The organism is Streptomyces sp. NPDC002838 (assembly GCF_040295365.1).
In the GTDB taxonomy this organism is placed as follows: domain Bacteria; phylum Actinomycetota; class Actinomycetes; order Streptomycetales; family Streptomycetaceae; genus Streptomyces.
Genome location: NZ_JBEOVF010000015.1, coordinates 1 through 24047, shown reverse-complemented (window position 1 = coordinate 24047; position 24047 = coordinate 1). Strand labels below are relative to the sequence as shown.

Genomic DNA, 24047 nt, shown 5'->3' with positions numbered 1-24047 from the left:
CGACGCTATGCCGCGAGGTGAGATGAGCGGGGGGATATCAGCCATTTTCGACACGCCCGAGGGGTGTGACGCTGCTCTCTGCGACGCCTGTCCCCGGGGTGTACGTGGCGGCGTCCTCGGGGCCTCTGCGCCCCCATCCCGCCCGCGAAGACCAGCGACCGCCACCCGGTCACGGATGTCGTCCGTGTTCCCCGGGCGCATGGCAGGGGCAACAAGGCCCCCGCGAACTATCGCGCTGATCACGCCACCAAGGCTATCGCTCCTTACAGGGGGCCCGTCATGAGCCGTATGTGTACAAAACTGGGGGTGGAACTTTGACACTCTGCACAGGGACTGGGGGTGGCTGAGCATGCGGGTCCACCTCATCCGCCCCGGCTCCCACCCCCGAGCCGACGAGCCACACACCTCAGCACCGGCCAGCTGCACTCAGCCTGTCCTGCGTTTGAGGAGGAGGCCGTTTAGGCCAAGGCGGGGGTGGGGCGGGGCCCTCGTTGGGGTGGGGGGCGGAGCCCCGCGAGGGGGGGGCGGACGCAGTCCCGCGAGGGGAGGCGGGGGACGCAGTCCCGCGAGGGGAGGCGGGGGAGGACGCAGTCCCGCGAGGGGGAGGCCGGGGGACGCAGTCTCAGCGGCGGTGCAGGGGCAAGCCCCACCGGGGTGCGGGGGTGACCCCGCAGGGGGGCAGAGGGGAAGCCCCGGGGGAGGCGGAGGGCGGACGCAGTCCCACGAGGGGGGCGGACGCAGTCCCGCTAACGGGGAGGCGGGGGGGACGCAGTCCCAGCGGCGGTGCAGGGGCAAGCCCCACCGGCGTGCGGGGGTGACTGCCCGCAGGGGGCAGAGGGGACGCCCCGCCAGGGTGCAGGGGCGGAGCCCCGCGAGGTGCCGGAGACGCAGTCCCAGCAGGAGCCCAGAAGCGACGACCCGCCGGGGGCGCAGGAAACGCAATCCCAGCCGGGGTGCAGGGGCGGAGCCCCGGCGGGGGTCCAGGGGGCGGAGCCACCTGGCGGGGTTGAAGGGGCGGAGCCCCTGGGGATGGGACGGGTAGGGGCGGCGGGGGCGAGAAAACCGAACCCCGGCACCAGCCCACCGAACCCCAGCCGACCTCCCCCTTGGCAATCCCACCCCCAAGACGCACGTTGCCCATATACGACCCACGCCCGCCCGAGAGGAGCCACCCGCCATGACAGCGAAAATCCTCATCGTCACCGGCGACGCAGCAGAGTCACTGGAGGTCCTGTACCCCTACCAGCGCCTCCGCGAAGAGGGCTACGAAGTCCACATCGCGGCCCCCACCCGCAAAACCCTCCGTTTCGTCGTCCACGACTTCGAACCCGGCTTCGACACCTACACCGAAAAGCCCGGCTACACCTGGCCCGCAGACCTGGCCTTCGCCGATGTCGACCCCGGCCAGTACGCCGCCCTCGTCATCCCCGGCGGCCGCGCCCCCGAATACCTCCGCAACGACCCCGAACTCCGCAAGATCCTGAAGTCCTTCTTCGACGCCGACAAACCCGTCGCCCAGATCTGCCACGGCCCCCTCCTCACCGCAGCGATCGACAGCCTCCGCGGCCGCCGCGTCACGGCGTACCCCGCCCTGGAGCTGGACATGCAGGCCGCCGGCGCCACCTTCCAGGACGCCGAGACGGTGGTGGACGGCACCCTGGTCTCCGCCCGCGCCTGGCCGGACCACTCCCGCTGGATGCGCGAGTTCCTGACCGTGCTGCGCGCGAAGGCCCCGGCGGTGTGACGCCACGCACCGTTCGTAAGCCCCAGGCAACCCCGCCGACCCCCGTCCAGTCCCGCCACTGACACAGCCCCTGCCCAAAGAACTCACGCCGCCAACCGCTCCGCCTCCACAACCGCCTCCGCCAGCGAATCCACCACAGGCACCCCGACCTCCTCCAGACTGGCCCGGCCGTGCGACCCCCCGGTGTACAGCACAGCCCGCGCCCCCACATGCAGCGCCGCCACCGCATCATCCGCGGCGTCCCCGATCACCACCGTACGAGCCGGATCCACCACCGCGAGCGCACCAAGATGCCGCACCATGTGCTCGGCCTTGCTCCCCCCGGACGGCCCGACCCGCCCGTCGACACGGAGGAAGTGCGGCTCGATCCCGAATCCCCGCACCAACGGGACGAGTTCGTCATGGACGTACATGCTGAGCAGGGACTGGCTGCGCCCCGCGGACCGCCACTCCACGAGCAGCTCCGCCACACCCTCCGTAAGACCGCACCGCACCCGATGCTCGGCGTAGTACCGATGGAAGGTCTCGTCCATGATCTCCCACTCGGCCTCGGTCGGCAGCCGCCCCATCAACCGCTCGTAGAACTTCGGCACCGGCACGCAGTACAGCGCCCGGTACTGCTCCATCGTGATCGGCTCCAGCCCCAGCTCGGCGAAGGCCGCGTTCGTCGCCCCGATGATCGCGTCATTGTCGTGGAACAGCGTCCCGTTCCAGTCCCACACAATGTGCGCGCCTGTCTGCTTCCCCATGCCAAAAACGTACCCGCCGCCACTGACAATCATGAGACCCACAGGTCAAAGCGGCGCCGAAGGAACCGTGAACCGCTGAAGGGACCGTGAACGCTCAGCCCACGAGCCCCACCAACTCCCGCTCAGTCCCCGGGCCCCACCAGATTCGGGATCTCCTGCGTCGCGAACCACAGCAGCTCATGGTCCTCGGCCCCGTCCACGACGAACTGCGCGTCGTCGTCCCCACCGTCCGCCGCCGCCAAGGCCTCAGCCGCCGCGGTCACGTCCGCCTCCGCGTCGCCCGAGTCGACATGCACGGAGGCGGCCTTGGCCAGCGCCACGCTCCCCGCGACCCGCACCTGGCCGAGCGCCGCCGGATCGAGCGCCCGGTCGGGATCGGCGGTCGCAGCCCCGTCGGGCACATCGACGGCGACCACGACCCGGCGCCGCGCCGCGCCGGGGTCCGCCGCCAACAGCCGCAGCGAGGCCAGCGCGGCCCGGTTGAGCGCCGCGTACTCCAGCTCCTCGATGTCGTCGGAGAGGTACCACTCGCGCAACGCGGGCGTGACGGCGTACGCGATGAACGGCCCGCTTCCCAGCTCTCCCGTCCTGTACGCCTCGGCGAGACCGGGGAGGGTCAGGGGGACGTAGACGCGCATGACTGGCCGCTTTCGTGGTCGGAGGCTCCTCTGGTCCCTCTCGGAGGGCCTACGGCACCTCCCGGAGGGCCTTCAGGATACGTGCGCCGCGTCCCCTTTCGAGTCCCTGCCCACACCCCCGGAGGCGTCCACCCACGTCCCGGAATTCACCCGGCATGTCCCTGCCCCGACGGGCTTCCACCTCCCTCAATCACCCGGATAGGTGAACTCTCCGGCCACCCCGACCCGCCCCCTCCGCTTCTTGCCACCGCGGTCCCCAACCCCGTACAAGATCCCCAACCACGAAGTTACCGCCCGGTATCACCCGGGCCGATCGAGCGGGGACACCATGCACAAGGTCATGACCAGGACGAACCACCACCACACCGGCACCCGCCCGCCGAGCCGCCGCGACTCCCGCCGCCCCGGCGGCACACCACCCCGCACGCCGGGCGGGGGGACGACCCGCACCACGACCCCCGGCGGCCGTCCACCGGGCTCACCGGGCGCCGGAGGTACGTCCGCCCGCACCAGGCCCGCCGACACCCGCCCACGGACCGCCCCCGGCACACCCAGGACCACGACCACAGCCAAGACCCCAGCCACGACCACGACGCCGGCCAGGGCCACTGCCACAGCCAAGACCCCAGCCACGACCACTCCCACCACCACCCCGGTCGCCACCGCCACCCCCACAGCCCCCGACCGGACCCCCCGCAGGCCACTCCCCCAACCCCGCCCCACCGACGTCTTCGCCGACCGCCTCCTCGCCGTCCTGAGCGGCCAACGCCCCGTCCACTGCATGCTCCGGCACACCGCGGGCCGCGCCTACGACGAACTGGCCTGGCTCGCCGAACGCGGCCCCCTGCGCACCACCCGCGGCACCCTCCCCGTCGTCCGCGACATCGGCTACGAGTTCCCCCGCCCCGGCGCCATCGAGGCCTTCGCCCGCATCGGCGCCGGCGACCAGCTGCGTGCCATGGCCTTCCGCCTGGAACAGGGCCGGGACCTGCGCTGGCGCTGCACCGCGGTGGAACTGGGCGGCCCGCGCCCGCCCCGCGCGTACGACGACTGACCCAGCGGAACGCCGAAGGGCCGGATCACCCTCGGGTGATCCGGCCCTTCACATCACTCGGACCTGCGAGCCGCTACGACGCCGCAGGTACCGTCACTTCTTGCGGCGCCGCCCGCCCCGGGCCTGCTTGCGCCGCTCCGCGCGCGTGAGGCCGTCCGCCTCGGAACGCACGGGCTCGTCCTCGGCGAACTCACCTTCGATGACGCCGCCCTCGCCGTCCACGGTGGGCGCGGAGAAGTGCAGATCACGCCGCTGCGGGACGTCGAGCCCCTTGGCGCGGATCTCGGGACGCGAGCCCGCCTGCGCCGGCACCGCGTCCTGCTTGTCGAGCGACGGCTTGGCGTCCTCGACCGGGACCTCCTCGACCTGCTGCTCGACCTGGACCTCCAGGTTGAACAGGTAGCCGACGGACTCCTCCTTGATGCCCTCCATCATGGCGGTGAACATGTCGAAGCCCTCGCGCTGGTACTCGACCAGCGGGTCCTTCTGCGCCATCGCGCGCAGGCCGATGCCCTCCTGGAGGTAGTCCATCTCGTAGAGGTGCTCGCGCCACTTGCGGTCCAGGACCGACAGCACGACCCGGCGCTCCAGCTCACGCATGATCTCGGAGCCGAGCTGCGCCTCACGCGCCTCGTACTGCTCGTGGATGTCGTCCTTGATGGAGTCGGAGATGAACTCGGCGGTCAGCCCGGCCCGGTCACCGGCCGCCTCCTCCAGCTCCTCGACGGTGACCTTCACCGGGTAGAGCTGCTTGAACGCGCCCCACAGCCGGTCCAGGTCCCAGTCCTCCGGGAAGCCCTCGGCGGTCTCCGCGCCGACGTACGCGTCGATCGTGTCGTCCATGAAGTGCTGGACCTGCTCGTGCAGGTCCTCGCCCTCCAGGACGCGGCGCCGCTCGCCGTAGATGACCTCGCGCTGGCGGTTGAGGACCTCGTCGTACTTCAGGACGTTCTTACGGGTCTCGAAGTTCTGCTGCTCGACCTGCGACTGGGCGGACGCGATCGCGCGCGTGACCATCTTGTTCTCGATCGGCACGTCGTCCGGGACGTTCGCCATCGACATCACGCGCTCGACCATCTGGGCCTTGAACAGGCGCATCAGGTCGTCGCCGAGCGAGAGGTAGAAGCGGGACTCGCCGGGGTCGCCCTGACGGCCGGAGCGACCGCGCAGCTGGTTGTCGATACGCCGCGACTCGTGCCGCTCGGTACCGAGGACGTAGAGCCCCCCGAGATCCTTGACCTCTTCGAACTCGGCCTGCACGGCCTTCTCGGCCTTCTCCAGGGCGGCGGGCAGCGCGGCGGCCCACTCCTCGATGTGCTCGTCGGGGTCGAGGCCGCGCTGGCGCAGCTCCGCCTCGGCGAGGTCGTCGGGGTTGCCGCCGAGCTTGATGTCCGTACCACGGCCGGCCATGTTCGTGGCGACGGTCACGGCTCCCTTGCGGCCGGCCTGGGCGACGATCGTCGCCTCACGGTCGTGCTGCTTGGCGTTCAGCACCTCGTGCTGGATACCGCGCTTGCTCAGCTGCTGCGACAGGTACTCGGACTTCTCGACCGACGTCGTACCGACGAGGATCGGCTGGCCCTTCTCGTGCTTCTCGGCGATGTCGTCGACGACCGCCTCGAACTTCGCGACCTCGGTGCGGTAGATCAGGTCCGACTGGTCCTTGCGGACCATCGGCCGGTTGGTCGGGATCGGGACCACGCCGAGCTTGTAGATCTGGTGGAACTCGGCGGCCTCGGTCATCGCCGTACCGGTCATGCCGGAGAGCTTGTCGTAGAGGCGGAAGAAGTTCTGCAGGGTGATCGTGGCGAGGGTCTGGTTCTCGTCCTTGATGTCCACCCCTTCCTTCGCCTCGATCGCCTGGTGCATGCCCTCGTTGTAGCGGCGGCCGGCGAGGATACGGCCGGTGTGCTCATCGACGATCATGACCTCGCCGTCGATGACGACGTAGTCCTTGTCCTTCTTGAAGAGCTCCTTGGCCTTGATGGCGTTGTTCAGGTAGCCCACCAGCGGCGTGTTCACCGACTCGTAGAGGTTGTCGATGCCCAGCCAGTCCTCGACCTTGCCGACACCGGCCTCGTGGATGGCGACCGTGCGCTTCTTCTCGTCGACGTCGTAGTCGCCGGTCTCCTCGATGCCCTTGAGGGGGTTGCCCGCCTCGCCGCGCTTGAGGCGCGTGACCAGCTTGGCGAAGTCGCCGTACCACTTGGTGGCCTGGTCGGCCGGGCCGGAGATGATCAGCGGCGTACGGGCCTCGTCGATGAGGATGGAGTCGACCTCGTCGACGATGGCGAAGTTGTGGCCGCGCTGGACGAGTTCGTCCTTGGACCACGCCATGTTGTCGCGCAGGTAGTCGAAGCCGAACTCGTTGTTCGTGCCGTACGTGATGTCGCACGCGTACTGCTCACGGCGCTGGGCCGGCGTCATGTTGGCGAGGATGCAGCCGACGTTCAGGCCCAGGAACCTGTGGATGCGGCCCATCATCTCGGAGTCGCGCTCGGCCAGATAATCGTTGACCGTGATGATGTGGACGCCATCTCCGGAGAGGGCGTTCAGATACGCGGGCAGGGTGCCGACGAGTGTCTTGCCCTCACCGGTCTTCATCTCGGCCACATAACCGCGGTGCAGGGCGGCGCCGCCCATCATCTGGACGTCGTAGTGCCGCTGGCCGAGGACGCGCTTGGCGGCCTCACGCACGGTGGCGAATGCCTCGGGAAGCAGGTCGTCCAGGCTCTCACCGTCTGCGTACCGCTGCTTGTACTCATCGGTGAGGGCCCGCAGCTCGGCGTCGGAGAGGTCGACGAAGTCCTCTTCGATGGAGTTGACCTGGTCCGCGATGCGGTGCAGCTTGCGCAGGATCTTGCCTTCGCCTGCACGCATGATCTTGGAGAGGACGGACACGGGGGTTGGTCTCCTTGCCGGTCGGGCCTGGGACGGTCGGTTTCCATTTGACTTACTGAGCAACGGCCATCGTATGCGAGGACCCCGCCACGCCGGGAGGCCTGCCGGGGCGGCGACCGTCCACTGCTTCACATCTCTTCAATGGGGACAACGTCCGGGGCCCGCGGATGGTGCCGCGTGGCGCCGACGAATTGCGCGAATTGTGATCACCCGCTCACGCAGAGCGAAAAGATGGCGTCTTCGCCGAACCTCCGAGCAGAATCGGCCGATGGACCCCGTCACGCTCACCACCGACCGCCTGCTGCTGCGCACGGTCGGCCCGCAGGACACCGACGCCGTGTACGCGGCCGCCCAGGACCCCGACATCCAGCGCTGGACCTCGATCCCCTCGCCCTACCTCCTCGAACACGCCCAGAGCTTCACGGAACAACTGGTCCCCGACGGCTGGGCGAACGGTTCCATGCTCACCTGGGGCATCTTCCTCCCCGAAGGGGAGGACCTGGCGGGCATGCTCAGCCTGGGCCTGCGCTCTCCGGGCACGGTCGAGATGGGCTTTTGGTGCGCCAAGGACCACCGCGGCAACGGCTACATCACCGAGGCCGCCCGCGCCACCTCCCACTGGGCCTTCACCCACCTGCCGGTGGACCGAGTGGAATGGCGCGCCGAAATCGGCAACAAGCCCTCCCGCGCGGTGGCGGAACGCGCCGGCTTCACCCTCGAGGGCGTCCTGCGCTCCGCGCTCATCCACCAGGGCGTACGCCGGGACTGCTGGATGGGTTCGCTCCTGCCCTCGGACCTCGGCCTGCCGTCGACGGCGCCCTATCTGCCGGCCCGCTCCTGACCTCCGCAGCGCGCACCCCTCGGCGAATCCCCAGCTCAGTCCCCATTGTCAGACCCACCCCCTATCGTGCGGACCCATGACGACCTCGCGCCCCCTCACCGAACTCTCCGCAGACGAGGCCCGCCGCATCGCCCTTCGCGCCCAGGGTTTCCTCGGCACCCCCCACCGCAAAGCAGGCGTCCGCGGCCTCCTTCGCCACCTGGGCGCGGTCCAACTCGACACGATCTCGGTACTCGCCCGCTCCCACGAGCTCATCCCGTACGCCCGCCTGGGAGCCGTGGGCCGCAAGACGATCGAGAACGCGTACTGGAGGGACACGCACGCCTTCGAGTACTGGTCCCACGCCGCCTGCATACTCCCCATCGAGGAGTGGCCTCACTTCGCCTTCCGCCGCCGCGCCTACCGCAACCGCCCGCACTGGAACCACGAACTCCCCGACGGCGCCTACGACCAGGTCATCAAGCAGCTCCGCGCGGAAGGCCCCCTCACGGCCACGGACTTGGGCGGCGCGAAGAGGACCAGCGAGTGGTGGGACTGGTCGGGCTCGAAGGTGGCCGTCGAGCGCGCCCTCATGTACGGCGAGGTGGTCTGCGTCGAGCGCCGCGGCTGGAAGCGCGTGTACGACCTGGCCGAACGCGCCGTCCCGGAAGCGCTGCTGCACGACGACCTGGACGACACCGAGTGCCTGCGTCGCCTGGTCCGCCTCGCCGGCCAGTCCCTGGGCGTCGGAACCCGCGCGGACATCGCCGACTACCACCGTCTCAAGGGCGAACAGGTCGAGGCGGTGATCGCCGACTCGGGCCTGGTCCCGGTCACGGTCGAGGGCTGGGGCAAGCCTGCCTGGGCCGACCCGGCCGCCCTGGAGACGCCCCCGCGCGGCCGCCACCGCACCACGCTGCTGTCCCCCTTCGACTCCCTCATCTGGGAACGCGCGCGCACGGAGCGGATCTTCGGCTTCACCCACCGCCTGGAGGCCTACGTCCCCAAGCAGAAGCGGGTGTACGGCTACTTCGCGATGCCCGTGCTAGCCGGCGGCCACCTCGTCGGCCGCGTGGACCCGGCCCGCGAGGGCCGCACCCTGGTCGCCAAGCAGGTCACCCTGGACGGCCCGAAGGCGGTCCCGGCGGTGGCCCAGGCGCTGGTCGAGGCGGCGAGCTGGGTGGACTGCACGGACGTACGCGTGGAACGGGTGGACGCACCGGATCTGCGCGAGCCCCTCACGACGGAGCTCGCCCGCGCCCTCACCTGATCCTTGCCGGATCCGGATCCGGCTCTACCGGATCTCGAGGATCTTCTCCCGCATCGCGTAGACCACGGCCTCCATCCTGGAGTGCAGCTGCAGCTTCTCCAGGATGTTGCGCACGTGGTTCTTCACGGTGTTCTCGGAGATGAACAATTCCTTGGCGATGTCCCGGTTGTTCATCCCGGTGGCGACGAGCTTGAGCACTTCCAGCTCACGGTCCGTGAGCCGCGGCGCCGGCACCAGACGGCGCTCGTCGGTCCGCTGGATCATCGATTTGAACTCGGTGAGCAGTTTCGACGCCATGGAAGGACTGATCTGCGATTGCCCGTCGGCCACCGCGCGAATGGCGGTGGCCACTTCGTCCGTCGAGATCTCCTTCAGGAGATAACCGGTCGCGCCCGCCTTGATCGCGTCGTAGAGGTCGGCCTCCTCGTCGCTGATCGTCAGCATGATGATCTTGGCGCTGGGGGCGACCTCCTTGATGGAGGTGCATGCCTCGATGCCGCCTCGCTTGGGCATCCGTACGTCCATCAGAACGATGTCCGGCAACAGGTCGGCGGCCTTGTCCACGGCCTCCGCGCCGTCGCCCGCCTCCCCGATGACCTGGATGTCCTCCTCGGCCGCGAGCACGATCTCCAGGCCACGGCGGAACAGGGCATGGTCGTCCACGACCAGGACACGGATCGGCTCCTTGCGTGGAGAGCCCGCGTCCGGGCCCATGCCGACGGCACCGTCGCCGGCGTCCTCGTCCTGCATCGGTCCGAAGCTGTCCGCCATCGTTCCTCCCCCTGAAGGCTGTGGCCTGTGGTCCTGTGCCATCGCCAACCCAAGGCAACGGCCCAGCGGTTGGGCCGGTGCGGCCATGATTTCATGCCCGGACGACACTGCGGTGACGGGCGGGGCGCGAAGTGGTCGCACACCGGTGCCCCTGGGGGCGCACACGCGCACCAGGGGCACCGGCTCAGCTGTTGGCCGGGCGATCAGCCGCCCAGCGTGCCACCCGCCGCAGGGGGTTGCGCCTGGGCGACCATCGGATCCGTGCTGAGGTGGATGACGCCGTAGTCGTAGGCGTGTCGCCGGTAGACAACACTCGGCTCCTTGGTCTCGGAGTCGATGAACAGGTAGAAGTCGTGCCCGACCAGCTCCATCTCGTATAGAGCCTGGTCGAGGGTCATCGGGGAGGCGACGTGGGTCTTCTCACGGACGACGAGGGGACCTTCCCCCTTGACCTCCAGCGAGCCGATCTTCTTGGTGGGCACTGCGTCCGGCTCTTCCTCCCGGACGGCGTGGCCGTTTCCGTTGAGCGTCGCCGCGTCCGGAACGTGGTCGGGGACCTCGGCTGCCGTGAGCCGTCGTGCGCCTCGGCGTGAGAAGCGCTTGTCGTGCTGCCTGCGCAGCCGGGCTTCCAGCTTTTCCGCCGCCAGGTCGAGTGCCGCGTACGGGTCGCTGGCTGCCGCCTCCGCCCGGATCACCGGACCGCGGGAGCGGAGCGTGATCTCCACTCGGTCACTGCGGTCGGCCTGTCGGGGGTTGGGCTCCTTGGACACCTCGACGTCGAGGCTGATCACCTTGCCATCGAGCTTCTGGATCTTCTCCAGCTTCAGCTTCTCGGCCACGTGCTTGCGGAACCGCTCGGGCACCTCGGTCTTGCGGCCCTTGACGACGATGTCCACGCAGAACTCCGTTCCCGGATCGCTCCGCCTCGCTGCGGAGCATCTCCCTTTTGCACCAGGCTCCGGTGAACCCCGGAACCTCGGACTCGGTGACTTCCACCTCCTCCCCCGCGGGCGAGATCTCCACTCCACCGGTGCGGGTGATGTGAGAATCCCGCAGCACCGCATTCGGATACGAGAGGGCTGGCCTGCGCCTTTCTCTCACAACCGAACATATCTCGCCCGGACGGATGTCGTCACCCTCTAACGCGGCGTACCTCCGTTCAGGTGAATTGGCCCTCTCATTACCTGCAACGATGCGTGTTCGCAGTCAGTTCCGGTTCATTTCGAAAGAATCCGGCGAAGCCGCGACCACGGCCGCGCAGATCAGGTCACGGGCACCGTCGGCGTCCGCCGGTCCCGCGGGGACGGGCGACCGACCGGTCTCCTCCTCCGTCACTCCAGTCATCCGTTCTCCTCTGCATTCCCGAGTTGGTGCCCCGTACACCGCCGTTGTCGCCCTCTCGCTGTACGCGACCGCCTCCCCCGCCATCGCCGCCCGTACCGCACGCGCCGCCTCCGTCAGGGACGCACCCGTCGTCATCAGGTCGTCGACGAGCACGACCCGCCCGCCGGAGAGCAGCCGACCCCCGCCGGGCGCCACCACCAGCGCACCCGCCAGATTCGCCAGCCGCTGCCGGGAGTCGAGCCCCGACTGGTCGGCCACCGCCCGCCGCTGCCGCAGCACGGCGACCACACGCGCCGACAGCCCGGCCCGCCGCAGCTCACCGGCCGCCGCGAGCGCGATCCGCCGCGCCGGATCATGCCCCCGAGCCCGTACGGCCCCGCGCGAGGACGGCACAGGAACGAGCAGCACGGCCGCGTCGTCCGTCACTCGCGGGCCACGAAGCCCCGCTCGCTGCTCCGCCCCCATGGCCCTGTCGGCCCGTACCCGAGCCGCTTCGGCCCTCGCCGGGTGCTCTGCCCGCACGGCGCCGCCGGCGTGCTCCCGAGCCCCTTCACGCCTCCCTCGGGGCGCCCAAGCCTCCCGGAGCCCCGCGCGCACAGCCCCCGCCAGAGCCGTGCCGAGCGGTGCCGACAGTGCCAGTGCGCCCCGTTCCTTGTGGGCCAGCAGCGCTGCCCGCACCTCGTCCGCGTACCGAGCCGCCGCGTGCACGACCGGCAGCCCCGGCGGCTCCGGCACCGGTCGCACCCGGCGCGGTACGGCCCCGCTCAGGACCGCACGGCACTCCGGGCAGAGCACCGCACGAGGCCTCCCGCAGCCTCCGCACTCGGCCGGCAGCACCAAGTCGGTGAGGTCCCGCCACCACCCCCGCATGTGCACCACTCTGCCAACCCCGACGCGACCCGGCCACCCCTGTGGAAAACGCCCTGTGGATAACTCCGAACCACGGCGCAGAGGGCCCTCACCAGCGGGAAATCCCGGCCCTCGCATGGCAACGGCCGCCTCCGCCCGGGCTTCCCCCGGCAGCAGACGGCCGTTTTCCTCAGCCTCCTGAGCGACTCACCCCGGATAAACCGGCGCCGTCCCATCCGGGTCCACCTTCTGCCACTGCGCCCCGGGCGGCAGCCGTACGATCCCGTCCTCCGAGTACGCGACCAACGGCAGCTGGTCGTCCTCGGACGCGGCGATCTCCTTCACGCCCGTCAGCGCCGCGGGCGCGGGCCCCTCCGGCGTGGAGCCGTCGACCTGGACGTAGCGCAGCTGCTGCACGCCGCCGTGCTCCCGCCCGACCACCACGAGCCGGCTGTCGCCGGCCCACGACATGGCCGTGACCTCTTCCAACTCCGGCGTCGCGGATCGCAGCTCCTGGACCGACGGCGGGTCCTGGGACTTCTCGTCCCGCTCGATCCGCCCCATGAACAGGGACTGCTCGCCAGCCTTCTCCACGACGAGCGCGATCCGCACTCCGTCGGCGGCCACACGCACGTCCTTGATACGCCCGTCCAGCCTCGGCGTCTTGACCTCCAGCGGCTCACCAGCGCCCTCCTCCAGCAACAGCAGCCGCGGATTGCGCGGATCGCGGTCGGCCACCCACAGGTCGCCCCGCGCGTCCCAGCTCGGTGCCGTCAGCCGGTCCTGCTCCGTCGCACCCTGGCTGAGCAGGACGGGATCGCCGAGTGAACCGCCAGACACCAGCGACCCGACGTACAGCGCCTTGCCGTCGGCCCCGACCCCGGCCGCGGCGCGCTCGTCGCGCGAGACCGCCACCGAGCGCAGCTGCTTGTCGCCCTCGCCCAGCGCCCCCGGCACCGGATCGGGCTGCGTGCTGTCGCCGTCGGCCGGTACCCGCACGAGCCGGTGCTTGCCGTCGACGAAGTACAGGTACTCGGGCTGCTGCACGGATCCGCGCGCGGCGAGGGCGTCGGCCTTGAGCCCGCACAGCTGTTTGCCGTCCGCCTGCAGCTCGACCTCGTCCACCGCGGGTGTGAGGTTGCGCAGGGTGAACAGGAGCTGGGCCGCCATCTCGTCGCACCTGTCCGAACCGACCCGGGCGGCCTTGTCGTTCAGGGGCACGGTCAGCTTGTTCTGGTCGTCGGGCGTCAGCGAGCTGACGCCCTTCTTCATCTTCAGCTCCGTCCCGGTGGGAAAGCTCGACCTGACGACCTGCCCGAGCCAGGTCGTGGGCCCGTTCAGCAGGGAACGCACCATGTGAGTCATGGGGTCCACGCGCTCGCGCACGTACACGGGATCGGCGACGGCCACGGTCTCCGATGTCGTGCCCCCCGTCTTGCTCAAGGCGAAGTAGTACTTGTTGACGGAGGTGTAGTTGCGCTCGAAGTCCGACTTGCCCATGACGACACCCTGCGGCAGCCCGTCGATGCGCCACTGCTCGGTCTTCTGGTCCCGCACGAGGTGCACCGACTGCGCGTACTCCCCATCGGCGGGCGCGTATGACTGCCGCGCGTCCACAGTGGCGACCTTGGTGCCCGTCAGCTCGTACGAGACCTCGTCGGGGTTCTCCCGGTCCCCCGAACGCTCGGGCGCGGAACTCGGCCCGTTCGCCAGCACGGTGGTGGACAGCTCCGGTTGCCACTTCCGCGCGGCATCGGCGGTCAGGTACTTGCGAGCCGTCTCGTAGTTCGGATCGTCACTGGTCAGCGCCTCCAGGAAACCCTGCACGATCTCCGTGGTGGACGCCTTCTCCGGGGGCGGCATGGCGAAGACCCGCACCTGCGTGTCCTGGCGCGACGTGGCCTCGACACCCCGCAGGTCCCCGCTGTCGGGCATCGAGGCGCACCCCGCCAGCAGTACGGCGGCACAGGCGACGTACGCCGCCGCGCGCCCCGGCCTGCGCCGGGTGCCCCCCTCGCGGTCAGCGCCCACGGAATGCCTCCCCTTGCTCGTACGACTCCTCCGACCCGGCCTCCGGACGGCTCGCGGCCTCGCTCTGTGGCCCGTCCCCGGTCGATGGCGTGTCGTCCGGCCGGCGCGGGCCCGACGCGGACCGGGGCACCACGCGCGCGCCGTTGCCCGGCAGCGCCGTCGGGTCGGCCGTGGGCACTGCGGCGGCCGACCGCGGCCCGATCGGATCCCGCGACCGCACCGGCTCACCCGTTGGCTGGGCCGGCACGGTGGCCACCTTTTCCCCGCCCCCGCGCGGCAGACCGGCGTCATTAAGTCCACGGTTACGCCGCGAGTCCTTGGGCTCCAGCGGTATCGGGGAGCCCCGCAACGGCTCGTCCGCGGTCCGCGGCAACGTCAGCCGGAACTGCGAGCCGCCGCCCGGCTCACCCCACGCCTGCAGCCAGCCCCCGTGCAAACGCGCGTCCTCCAGAGCGATCGACAACCCCAGTCCCGTACCACCGGTGGTACGCGCGCGTGCCGGGTCGGCCCGCCAGAAGCGGCTGAAGACGCGGGTCGCCTCGCCGGGCTTGAGCCCGACGCCGTAGTCGCGCACCGCGACCGCGACCGCCCCGCCCGCCGCGGCGAGCTTGACGACGACGTCCTTGCCCTCGCCGTGCTCCACGGCGTTGACGACGAGGTTGCGCAGCACCCGCTCCACGCGCCGGGCGTCGGCCTCGGCGACGATGGGCTGCTGGTCGCCCACGATCCGGACCTTCGTGCCCTTGCGCTCGGCAAGCGGCTCGGCCCCGCTGACGACCCGCCGCACGACCTCCCTGAGGTCGATCGGCTCGGCCTCCAGCGCCGCCGCTCCCGCGTCGAAGCGGCTGATCTCCAGCAGGTCCGCGAGCAGCGACTCGAACCGGTCCAGCTGGTCGGCGAGCAGTTCCGCCGACCGCGCGGTCACGGGATCGAAGTCCTCGCGCGCCTCGTGGATGACGTCCGCGGCCATCCGTACGGTCGTCAACGGCGTCCGCAGCTCGTGCGACACGTCCGACACGAACCGCCGCTGCATCCGCGACAGGTCCTCCAGCTGCTGGATCTTCAGCTGAAGGTTCTGCGCCATTTTGTTGAAGGCCTCGCCGAGGCGCGCGATGTCGTCCTCGCCGGTGACCTTCATGCGTTCCTGCAGTCGCCCGGCGGACAGCCGCTCGGCAATCCCGGCCGCCATCCGCACCGGGGTGACGACCTGGCGCACCACGAGCCAGGCGATGGCCCCGAGGAGTACGACGACGAAGAGCCCGGCCGTCGCCAGCGTCCCCTTGACCAGGCTCAGCGACTTCTCCTCCTGGGTGAGCGGGAAGAGGTAGTACAGCTGGTACGGGTCGCCGTTCGGGTCGTTGACCTGCTTGCCGATGACCAGGGCCGGCTGGGACTCCTTGCCGGCGGTGGGCTTGTAGATGATGCGGGTGTAGCTCTGGGCCGCCGTCGTGTTTTTGTCGATCTGCTCGCGCAGATCCTCGGGCACGCTCGCCGTCGGGTTCACGTCGCCGGAGGCCCGTGGCCCACGCCCGCTGCCGCTGTCGTCGTCCGCGGGGAGGGTCACCACGTCGAAGGCGCCCTGGCCGCCGCTGGAGAGAGAGGACGCGAGGTCGCTCATCCACTGAATGACGTTCTGCTCCGGGTGGCCGTCCGCCGAGGTGCCGTCGTCGCCGGTCCCGGCCTCCGCCTCGTCGGCCTTCTGCTTGGCCACCGCGAACCCGCCGGTGGCCTGGCTCTGCGAGGCCTTCACCTTGGCGTCCAGCAGGCCGTTGCGCACCTGCCCGATGACCACGAAGCCCAGCAGCAGGACGACGCCCAGGGACATCAGCAGCGTCGTGACGACGACCTTGAGCTGGATGTTGCGCCGCCACAGCCGCATGACGGGCAGCAGCGGCCGCCGCACCCAGCGCATGAACAAGCGCAGGACCGGACTGCCCTGTACCCCGCCCTGCAGCAGCCCGCCCTCCAGGAGGACCTGTCCCCAGCGGGAGCCCGCCGTCTGCCGGCCGACAGGCCGCCCAGCACGGTCCCCGGACCGGCCGGGGACCGAAGCGGCACTGTCCCCGGACACGTCAGCTCGGCCCCGCCTTGTAACCGACGCCACGAACGGTCACCACGATCTCCGGCCGCTCCGGATCCTTCTCGACCTTCGACCGCAGCCGCTGCACATGCACGTTCACCAGACGGGTGTCCGCGGCGTGCCGGTAGCCCCACACCTGCTCGAGCAGCACCTCACGCGTGAACACCTGCCACGGCTTGCGCGCGAGCGCCACCAGCAGATCGAACTCCAGCGGCGTCAGCGCGATCGACTGCCCGTCCCGCTTCACGGAGTGACCGGCCACGTCGATGACCAGGTCACCGATGGCGAGCTGCTCGGGCGCCGGCTCCTCAGACCTCCTGAGCCGCGCCCGGATCCGCGCGACCAGCTCCTTGGGCTTGAACGGCTTCACGATGTAGTCGTCGGCGCCCGACTCCAGGCCCACGACGACATCGACGGTGTCGCTCTTGGCCGTGAGCATCACGATCGGCACGCCCGACTCCGCCCTGATCAGACGGCACACCTCGATGCCGTCCCGTCCGGGCAGCATGAGATCGAGCAGCACCAGATCGGGCTTGGTCTCACGGAATGCGGCCAGCGCCTTGTCGCCGTCGGCTACGAAAGACGGCTCAAAACCTTCACCACGCAGCACAATGCCGAGCATCTCGGCCAGTGCGGTGTCGTCGTCGACGACAAGGACTCGTCCCTTCATGAATGCCATCATCCCATTAACTAAATCGTTACCTGGCGTGACCTGTCACACAGCTCGGCGAGCGCCTCGGCCGTCACGGGCGATACGGCGCCCTCCTCGGTGACGATCGCCGTCACCAACTCGGGCGGCGTCACGTCGAACGCCGGGTTGTACGCCTGGGTCCCCAGGGGTGCCACCGGAATTCCGCCTCCCGCTTCCGCCCCCACCGTCGGCACCTGGGGTGCTGTGATCTCGGTCACTTCATGACCGGGGCGCTGCTCGACCTCGATGGACGCCCCGTCCGGCGTGTCCGGATCCACCGTCGTCACCGGCGCCACCACGATGAACGGCACATGGTGATACCGCGCAAGTACCGCGAGCGGATAGCTCCCCACCTTGTTCGCCACCGAACCGTCGGCCGCGATGCGGTCCGCCCCGATCAGCACCGCATCCACCTCCCCGGCCGCGAACAGCGAGCCCGCCGCGTTGTCGGTCAGCAAGGTGTACGCCATACCGCTGCGAGCCGCCTCGTACGCCGTCAGGCGAGCACCTTGCAGCAACGGACGCGTTTCGTCCACCCACAGGCGCCTGAGCCGCCCCGCCCGGTGCGCCGCGAGCGCCACCGCGAACGCCGTCCCCTCCCCGCCCGACACCAGCGACCCGGTGTTGCAGTGAGTGAGGATCCGGTGCCCGCCGCCGGGCAGCAGCTCGTCCAGCAACGCCAGCCCACGCTCGGCCATCCGGGCGCTGGCCTCGGCATCCTCCCGGTGCAGCCTGCGCGCCGCGGCCAACGCCGCCTCGGCGGCCTGCTGGGCATCACCGCCCTTGCCGAGCTCCGCGCGGTACGCGGACTGCGCCCTGCGCACACCGACGGCCAGGTTCACCGCGGTGGGACGCGCACCCGCCAGCGCGGTCGCGGCGTCGTCCACGTCGAAGCCCCGCGCGGCGGCGAGCGCGACGCCGTACGCCCCGGCGATGCCGAGCAGCGGCGCCCCCCGCACGGCGAGCGAACGGATCGCCTCCACCAGCGCGGGCGCATCCGTACAGACCAGCTCGACCTCCTCGGCCGGCAGCCTCGTCTGGTCGAGAAGCACCAGTACGGGGCCTTCGGGTGGCTCATCCCAACGGATCGCCGGTATCTCGGTCGGCCGGTTGTCCTCGTCGCTGTGCGCGTACTGATCAGCCATGCGGTCAGTCTGCCCCTTATCCGGCGGACAATTGAAGGTGTCCAGCCCATACCGCGGCTGGTCCGTCGACGACCGCACCATGGCACGATGGCTGCCAACCTGCCGCCGCGACCGCGGACGGGCACCGTGAAGGAGCGACGATGAACGACACTCCGGGCTGGGCCTCGCCCGGATCCGCCCCGTCCGACGGGCACGACCCCGGCGCGTCGGACCCCGCCGAGCCCGCCGACCGGCCGGGCACCGCGAACCCCACGGAGCAACCGGGACCGGACCCGCAGGACACCGGCTCGAAGTGGTCCAAGGAGCAGCCGCCACCGGGCCAGTGGTCCGCGCCCACCGGCCCCGCGGCCCCCGGCCAGACCCCACCACCCCCACCGCCCGGCCCGGGCTGGGGCACCCCGCCCCCCGCCGGCCCCGGCGGATACGGGGGCTACGGGCCTCCCGGCGGGAGCAGCGGAGGCTGGGGCGGCGGCTACGGCCCTCCCGGCGGTTACGGCGGCTGGGGCGGCCCCCCGCCCGCGGCCAAGCCCGGCGTGATCCCGCTCCGCCCCCTCGGCGTGGGCGAGATCCTCGACGGCGCGGTTTCCACCATGCGCAGCTACTGGCGCACGGTCCTGGGCATCTCGCTGACCGTCGCGGTCGTCACCGAGATCGTCGTCATCCTGCTCCAGGGCTTCGTCCTCAACGACACCGCCGACGCCGAGGCCCTCAACGACCCGAGCGCCACACTCGACGAACTGACCCGTGCCATGGGCGACGCCATGCTCGGCTCCGCCGTCGTCCTCGTGATCTCCCTGATCGGCACGGTCCTTGCGACCGCCCTGCTCACAAGCGTCACCAGCCGCGCGGTGCTCGGCAAGCCCGTCACCACCGGCGAGGCCTGGCGCGACGCCCGCCCGCAGGTGTTGAGGCTGCTGGGCCTGATCCTCCTCCTGATGCTTATCGCCGCCGGAATCGTCTTCGCGGGCACGCTGCCCGGCATCCTCGTGGCCATCTCGGGCGAGGGGGCGGGAGGCGCCGCGCTCGCCGTCCTGGGCGGCCTGGGCGCCGGTGTCGTCGCCGTGTGGCTGATGATCCGCTTCTCCCTGGCCTCGCCCGCGCTGATGCTGGAGAAGCAGGGCCTCGTGAAGTCGATGAGCCGCTCCGTGAAGCTCGTCCGCGGCTCCTGGTGGCGCGTGTTCGGCATCCAGCTCCTCGCGGCGATCATCGCGAACATCATCGCCGCGATCGTCGTCATCCCCTTCACCTTCCTCGCCGCGGCACTGAGCGGCGACGGCGTCGGCGGCTTCCTGGAGGGCACCGGCGACCTCGGCTGGACGTTCCTCATCATCAGCGGGATCGGTTCGGTGATCGGCTCCATGATCACATTCCCGATCACGGCCGGCGTCACCGTGCTCCTCTACATCGACCAGCGCATCCGCCGCGAAGCCCTCGACCTCGAACTGGCCCGCGCGGCCGGCGTCCAGGACTACGGCACCAGCGCCACCCCCCGGAGCTGACGAAGTGAGCCTGGCGGGGGGAGTCCTCACAGCGGTACCGGCGCTGCCGCACGCCGCCGTATCGCCCGTACGGACGGTGCTGCGGGCCGGCGCCCGGTCCGTACGGGCCGTGCTGCGCGCCGGCGACACCTCCCTGCTGTCGCTCTCCCGCTCGAGCGACGAACCGCCGTTGACGATCCCTCGCGACCCCGCGCGGGAAGCGGCCCGGCGCGAGCTGACCAAGCGCATGTACCACGAGAACGAACCCGGCCTCTTCCAACGCGCGCTGGACGCCTTCTGGGACTGGGTCGACAAGCTGTTCAGCACCGCCTCGGCCGCGACACCCGGCGGGCCGCTCGGCCTGGTCGTCGTCATCGTGGCCGTCCTCGCGGTCCTGGGCGCCCTGTGGTGGCGCCTGGGCACTCCGCGCCGCGAGGCCACCTCCGCCACCACCCTGTTCGACGACCGCCCCCGCAGCGCCGCCGAGCACCGCGCGGCCGCCGAGGCACACGCCGCCCAGGCCCACTGGAACCAGGCCGTCCAGGAGCGCATGCGCGCCATCGTCCGCTCCCTGGAAGAACGCGCCCTCCTCGACACCCGCCCCGGCCGCACCGCCGACGAGGCGGCCGCGGAGGCGGGGCGGACCCTGCCCTCGCACGCGGACCGGCTACGCACCGCCGCCCGGGACTTCGACGACGTCACATACGGCGGACGGACAGCGACCGAGCAGTCGTACCACCGAACCGCCGAACTCGACCGCGACCTGGAGCGCACCAAGCCGCAGCTCGCGAGCAGCAGCCACAGCGCGGCCCACAACGCCCGCCGGGGAGCCGCCGAATGACCACCGAGGCCACGCTCCCGTCCACCTCGGCCTCGCCCACCGCACGACAGGTGTGGACCCGCACGCGAGGCGTCATGCTCGCCCTGGTGCTGCTCCTTGCGGCGGCTGTCGCGATCGCCGTGATCCGCTCCGACGCCCGGCACGGCAACCTCGACCCGCGCTCCGCCGACCCCTCCGGCAGCCGCGCCGTCGCCGAACTCCTCGCCGACCGCGGCGTCTCCACGCGCGTGGTCACCAGCCTGAACGAGGCCCGTGCCGCCGCCGGCCCGGACACCACCCTGCTCGTCGCCGTCCCCGACCAGCTGACGCACCGCCAGCAGAACCGACTGCACTCCGCGACCAACGGTTCCGGCGGACGCACCGTCCTCGTCGCCCCCGGCAGCTGGTCCGTCGAACGGCTCGCCCCCGGCGTCGTCGCTGACCCCGCTACCAGCCTCGACTCGGCGCTCGCCCCCGACTGCGACCTGCCCGCCGCCCGACGCGCGGGCACCGCCGACACGGGAGGCATCCGCTACACCGCCACCCGGCCCGACGCCGACGAGTGCTACCCCAGCGAGCGCCTGGCCACCCTGGTGCGCGTACCCGAGGCGGCCGGGGACGGTGACACCGTCGTACTCGGCGCGCCCGACATCCTCCACAACGACCGCCTCGACGAGCAGGGCAACGCCTCGCTCGCCCTCCAACTCCTCGGCTCCCGCCCCCATCTGGTCTGGTACCTCCCCTCGCTCTCCGACACCACGGCCGCCGACACCGACGAGGAACGCGGCTTCTTCGACCTGCTCCCCTCGGGCTGGCTCTGGGGCACACTGCAGCTCTTCATCGCCGCCGCCCTCGCCGCCCTCTGGCGGGCACGCCGACTCGGCCCCCTCGTGCCCGAAAAACTCCCCGTGGCGATCCGCGCCTCCGAAACCGTCGAAGGCCGTGCCCGCCTCTACCGCAAGGCGAACGCCCGCGATCGCGCCGCCGCCGCTCTTCGCTCCACCACTCGCACCCGCCTCGCCCCCCTCGTAGGCGTCCCCGTCACCCAGGCGCACGCACCCGAAGCCTTGCTCCCCGCCCTGTCCGCCCATCTCCGGGGTCACGGAGACGGACAGGCCCTGCAGTCCCTCCTCTACGGCCCGCCGCCCGGCGACGACGCCGCCCTCATCTCTCTCGCCGATCAACTCGACGCCCTCGAAAGAGAGGTACGCCGTCCATGATGGACCCGACCACTGACAACGCCGGGCAGACCGGGGACCCGGGCAACGCCCGAGCCGCCCTGGAGGCCCTGCGCGCCGAGATCGCCAAGGCCGTGGTCGGCCAGGATCCCGCCGTGACCGGCCTCGTCGTCGCCCTCCTCTGCCGCGGACACGTACTACTGGAAGGAGTCCCCGGAGTCGCCAAAACGTTGCTCGTCCGCGCCCTCGCATCCGCACTCGAACTCGACACCAAACGCGTCCAGTTCACCCCTGACCTGATGCCGAGCGATGTGACGGGCTCCCTGGTCTACGACACGCGCACCGCCGAGTTCTCCTTCCAGCCCGGCCCGGTCTTCACCAACCTCCTCCTGGCCGACGAGATCAACCGCACCCCGCCGAAGACCCAGTCCTCCCTCCTGGAAGCCATGGAGGAACGCCAGGTCACGGTCGACGGCACGCCCCGCCTGCTCCCGGAGCCGTTCCTGGTCGCCGCAACCCAGAACCCGGTCGAGTACGAAGGCACCTACCCCCTCCCCGAAGCCCAGCTGGACCGCTTCCTCCTCAAGCTGACGATTCCGCTCCCCTCCCGTGAGGACGAGATCAATGTCCTCACCCGCCACGCAGAGGGCTTCAACCCGCGCGACCTGCACGCCGCCGGCGTACGCCCCGTAGCAGGCCCCGCCGCCCTCGAAGCCGCCCGCGCCGCGGTGGCCAAGACGGCGATCTCCCCCGAGATCACGGCCTACGTGGTGGACATCTGCCGAGCCACCCGCGAATCGCCGTCCCTCACCCTCGGCGTCTCCCCCCGCGGCGCCACCGCCCTCCTCGCGACATCCCGCGCCTGGGCCTGGCTGACGGGCCGCGACTACGTCATCCCCGACGACGTCAAAGCCCTCGCCCTCCCCACCCTCCGCCACCGTGTACAGCTGCGTCCGGAGGCCGAGATGGAAGGCGTGACGGCCGACTCCGTCATCAACGCGATCCTCGCCCACGTCCCCGTCCCCCGCTGATGGCGCTCACCGGACGCGCCGCGCTCCTCGCGGCCCTAGGCTCCCTCCCCGTCGGCATCTGGGAACCCGGCTGGACCGGGCTCCTCGCGGTCAACGCCCCCCTGGCCGTGGCCTGCGCCTGCGATTTCGCGCTGGCAGCACCCGTACGGCGCCTCGGCCTCGCCCGCTCGGGCGACACCTCGGTGCGCCTGGGCGACACCGCCGACGTCACTCTCACGGTCACCAACACCTCCCCCCGCCCCCTCCGCGCGCGCCTCCGCGACGCCTGGCCCCCCAGCAGCTGGCAGCCCGGCACGGAAATCGCGGCCTCCCGTCACCGCCTGACAGTCCCGGCCGGCGAACGCCGACGCATCACAACCCGCCTACGCCCCACCCGCCGCGGCGACCGCCAGGCCGATCGCGTCACGATCCGCTCCTACGGCCCTCTCGGCCTCTTCTCCCGCCAAGGCACCCACCAGGTTCCCTGGACGGTACGCGTCCTGCCTCCCTTCACCAGCCGCAAGCACCTGCCTTCCAAGCTCGCCCGCCTGCGCGAACTGGACGGCCGCACGAGTGTGCTCACCCGCGGCGAAGGCACGGAATTCGACAGCCTGCGCGAGTACGTCCCTGGCGACGACACGCGCTCCATCGACTGGCGCGCCACAGCCCGCCAGTCCGCGGTCGCCGTACGCACCTGGCGCCCCGAACGCGATCGCCACATCCTCCTGGTCCTCGACACCGGACGTACCTCGGCCGGCCGCGTAGGCGACGCCCCCCGCCTCGACGCCTCCATGGACGCCGCCTTGCTCCTGGCGGCACTGGCATCCCGAGCCGGCGACCGCGTGGACATGCTCGCCTACGACCGCCGGGTACGCGCCCTCGTTCAGGGCCGCACGGCAGGCGACGTCCTTCCGTCCTTGGTCAACGCGATGGCGACACTGGAACCCGAACTCGTCGAAACGGACGCCCGTGGCCTCACAGCGACGGCACTCCGGACGGCCCCTCGCCGATCCTTGATCGTCCTCCTGACCACCCTGGACGCAGCCCCCGTCGAAGAAGGCCTGCTGCCCGTCCTCTCCCGACTCACCCAGCGCCACACCCTCCTGCTGGCATCGGTAGCGGACCCGCACATCGCTCGCATGGCCACGGCCCGCGGAAGCACCGAGGCAATTTACGAGGCCGCAGCCGCCGCCCACGCCCAAGCCGAACGTCATCGCACTGCGGAACAACTCCGCCGCCACGGCGTGACGGTCGTCGATGCGACGCCCGACGATCTGGCTCCAGCACTGGCAGACGCGTATCTGGCACTGAAAGCTGCGGGCCGCCTGTAATGGTGGGTGGCGCCGCCGCCCCGCCTAAAGAGCCCTGAAATGCAGAAGACCCCGCACCGTCCCGGTGCGGGGTCTTCCCAAGATTTGTTCGGCGGCGTCCTACTCTCCCACAGGGTCCCCCCTGCAGTACCATCGGCGCTGTA

General features: G+C 70.9%; 19 protein-coding genes. 9 read left to right on the top strand and 10 right to left on the bottom strand.

From position 1 onward, the window contains the following. Positions 1–1177: 1177 nt before the first annotated feature. Positions 1178–1744, top strand: a complete 567-nt coding sequence (locus ABT063_RS20465) for a DJ-1/PfpI family protein (protein ID WP_351058777.1) — start codon at positions 1178–1180, stop codon at positions 1742–1744. Between the two features lie 83 nt (positions 1745–1827). Here ABT063_RS20465 and ABT063_RS20460 read toward each other — a convergent pair whose 3' ends face one another. Both ABT063_RS20460 and ABT063_RS20455 read right to left on the bottom strand, forming a co-directional pair. Then, positions 1828–2493 (bottom strand): HAD family hydrolase, encoded by a 666-nt coding sequence (locus ABT063_RS20460; protein WP_351058776.1) that lies wholly within the window; start codon positions 2491–2493, stop codon positions 1828–1830. 122 nt (positions 2494–2615) lie between these two features. Continuing rightward, on the bottom strand, positions 2616–3131 hold the full coding sequence (locus tag ABT063_RS20455) for a DUF6912 family protein (protein ID WP_351058775.1): 516 nt from the start codon (positions 3129–3131) through the stop codon (positions 2616–2618). A 328-nt stretch (positions 3132–3459) separates the two neighbouring features. Here ABT063_RS20455 and ABT063_RS20450 point away from each other — a divergent pair, with 328 nt between their 5' ends. Next, on the top strand, positions 3460–4185 hold the full coding sequence (locus ABT063_RS20450; protein WP_351058774.1) for an Rv3235 family protein: 726 nt from the start codon (positions 3460–3462) through the stop codon (positions 4183–4185). Positions 4186–4278: 93 nt separating this feature from the next. Here ABT063_RS20450 and secA read toward each other — a convergent pair whose 3' ends face one another. Continuing rightward, positions 4279–7086: a preprotein translocase subunit SecA gene (secA, locus tag ABT063_RS20445; RefSeq protein ID WP_351058773.1), complete on the bottom strand. Its 2808-nt coding sequence runs from the start codon at positions 7084–7086 to the stop codon at positions 4279–4281. A 268-nt stretch (positions 7087–7354) separates the two neighbouring features. Between secA and ABT063_RS20440 the strand changes: the two genes are divergently transcribed. Beyond that, on the top strand, positions 7355–7927 hold the full coding sequence (locus tag ABT063_RS20440; protein ID WP_351058772.1) for a GNAT family N-acetyltransferase: 573 nt from the start codon (positions 7355–7357) through the stop codon (positions 7925–7927). Positions 7928–8003: 76 nt separating this feature from the next. Continuing rightward, positions 8004–9176: a winged helix-turn-helix domain-containing protein gene (locus tag ABT063_RS20435; protein WP_351058771.1), complete on the top strand. Its 1173-nt coding sequence runs from the start codon at positions 8004–8006 to the stop codon at positions 9174–9176. A gap of 24 nt (positions 9177–9200) precedes the next feature. On the opposite strand, the gene ABT063_RS20430 is transcribed toward ABT063_RS20435, so the two are convergent. The 7 genes from ABT063_RS20430 to mtnA form a co-directional block, all read right to left on the bottom strand. After that, positions 9201–9947, bottom strand: a complete 747-nt coding sequence (locus ABT063_RS20430; protein ID WP_351058770.1) for a response regulator — start codon at positions 9945–9947, stop codon at positions 9201–9203. A 203-nt stretch (positions 9948–10150) separates the two neighbouring features. Then, positions 10151–10843: a ribosome hibernation-promoting factor, HPF/YfiA family gene (gene hpf / locus ABT063_RS20425; protein WP_351058769.1), complete on the bottom strand. Its 693-nt coding sequence runs from the start codon at positions 10841–10843 to the stop codon at positions 10151–10153. Between the two features lie 310 nt (positions 10844–11153). Beyond that, the gene (locus ABT063_RS20420) at positions 11154–12161 is read right to left on the bottom strand and encodes a ComF family protein (protein ID WP_351058768.1); all 1008 of its coding nucleotides are present in this window, start codon (positions 12159–12161) and stop codon (positions 11154–11156) included. Positions 12162–12347: 186 nt separating this feature from the next. Continuing rightward, entirely contained in the window at positions 12348–14171 is a 1824-nt protein-coding gene (locus tag ABT063_RS20415) for an LpqB family beta-propeller domain-containing protein (RefSeq protein WP_351058767.1), read from the bottom strand. Then, positions 14161–16242: an MtrAB system histidine kinase MtrB gene (gene mtrB, locus ABT063_RS20410; RefSeq protein ID WP_351058766.1), complete on the bottom strand. Its 2082-nt coding sequence runs from the start codon at positions 16240–16242 to the stop codon at positions 14161–14163. The genes ABT063_RS20415 and mtrB overlap by 11 nt, the downstream gene beginning before the upstream one ends. Position 16243: 1 nt before the next feature. Then, a complete protein-coding gene (gene mtrA / locus ABT063_RS20405; RefSeq protein ID WP_187822996.1) occupies positions 16244–16933 on the bottom strand; it encodes a two-component system response regulator MtrA in 690 nt (229 codons plus the stop codon). Positions 16934–16941: 8 nt separating this feature from the next. Next, entirely contained in the window at positions 16942–18087 is a 1146-nt protein-coding gene (mtnA, locus tag ABT063_RS20400) for an S-methyl-5-thioribose-1-phosphate isomerase (protein ID WP_351058765.1), read from the bottom strand. Positions 18088–18227: 140 nt separating this feature from the next. Here mtnA and ABT063_RS20395 point away from each other — a divergent pair, with 140 nt between their 5' ends. The 5 genes from ABT063_RS20395 to ABT063_RS20375 are packed head-to-tail and all read left to right on the top strand — an operon-like array spanning position 18228 to position 23904. Beyond that, complete coding sequence (locus ABT063_RS20395; protein WP_351058764.1) at positions 18228–19586, top strand: DUF7847 domain-containing protein; 1359 nt, start codon at positions 18228–18230, stop codon at positions 19584–19586. 4 nt (positions 19587–19590) lie between these two features. Beyond that, complete coding sequence (locus tag ABT063_RS20390; RefSeq protein WP_351058763.1) at positions 19591–20406, top strand: DUF4129 domain-containing protein; 816 nt, start codon at positions 19591–19593, stop codon at positions 20404–20406. Continuing rightward, complete coding sequence (locus tag ABT063_RS20385; protein WP_351058762.1) at positions 20403–21605, top strand: DUF4350 domain-containing protein; 1203 nt, start codon at positions 20403–20405, stop codon at positions 21603–21605. Before ABT063_RS20390 ends, ABT063_RS20385 begins: the two co-directional genes overlap by 4 nt. Beyond that, entirely contained in the window at positions 21605–22594 is a 990-nt protein-coding gene (locus tag ABT063_RS20380; RefSeq protein WP_351058761.1) for an AAA family ATPase, read from the top strand. The genes ABT063_RS20385 and ABT063_RS20380 overlap by 1 nt, the downstream gene beginning before the upstream one ends. Further along, positions 22594–23904 (top strand): DUF58 domain-containing protein, encoded by a 1311-nt coding sequence (locus ABT063_RS20375; protein WP_351058760.1) that lies wholly within the window; start codon positions 22594–22596, stop codon positions 23902–23904. Before ABT063_RS20380 ends, ABT063_RS20375 begins: the two co-directional genes overlap by 1 nt. Positions 23905–24047 lie beyond the last annotated feature (143 nt).